The organism is Variovorax sp. P4_D9, from assembly GCF_056401695.1.
On record NZ_JBFUIU010001660.1, the window covers coordinates 1 to 741 of the forward strand.

The 741-nt window shown below is 57.1% G+C and carries 2 protein-coding genes; one reads left to right on the forward strand and one right to left on the reverse strand.

What is annotated here, in order from left to right:
* A partial coding sequence (locus tag AC1DY5_RS57610) for a hypothetical protein (protein WP_478123037.1) occupies window positions 1–135 on the reverse strand: 135 nt, incomplete at its 3' end.
* 83 nt (window positions 136–218) lie between these two features.
* Here AC1DY5_RS57610 and AC1DY5_RS57615 point away from each other — a divergent pair.
* The gene (locus AC1DY5_RS57615; protein WP_478123038.1) at window positions 219–344 is read left to right on the forward strand and encodes a hypothetical protein; all 126 of its coding nucleotides are present in this window, start codon (window positions 219–221) and stop codon (window positions 342–344) included.
* Window positions 345–741 lie beyond the last annotated feature (397 nt).

The following is a 741-nucleotide window of genomic DNA, read 5'->3' on the forward strand; positions in this document are numbered from 1 at the left end:
GGCATGGATTGGGCACGGCGGGCATGGATTGGGCACGGCGAGGTCGGTCCATTCGCGAGCGATGGCGAAGCTGAGGCGCTCGCCATCATCCTGAAGGATCAGCGTGTCGACACCAGCAACGTATCGCGCCTTCAATACAGGAAAGCGCTGCCCCCTACGTGGATGGAACGGATGCCGAATCTCGGCCCAACCCCGCGACTGGTTGGACGAGAGTGCAGTTGACGTTAACCGTGGTCGCGCTTGCGCGGCGGCTGGCGATCGCCCTATGGCGCTATCTCGAATATGGTGAGATTCCACTCGAGGCAAGGCTCAAGCCACTGGGCAACGAAGCGGTGACGGCCTGAACRCGACGCACTTTGAGCGRCAACAGGGGTGAAGGTTAGCGCGCCCGGACAGTAAGAGGATTACCCGACGGGTAGTCGTAGTTTTAGATGGGGCGTGCAGTAACGGGGTTGATTCCAGCGCCTTGCGCATGCGGTATGTGGTGACCGGCCTGGTGCCGGCACGGATAGAAGTTGGACCGGGCAACCGCCCGGACATCATGCAACCCGACCTGAATCCCCTGTGCATCGCTTTATGCAAAGGGCCCCTCAACAGAGCAGAGGTCTTCGTCCACGGCACTGACTTATCAAACAGAGGTAATTGACCGTTAAAAATAATCCTCGAAGGGCTTGACTTTTAATGCCCCATAGAAGTCTTACTGTGTTAGTAATTTAAACGAAATCAAGGCATTATGTGCAC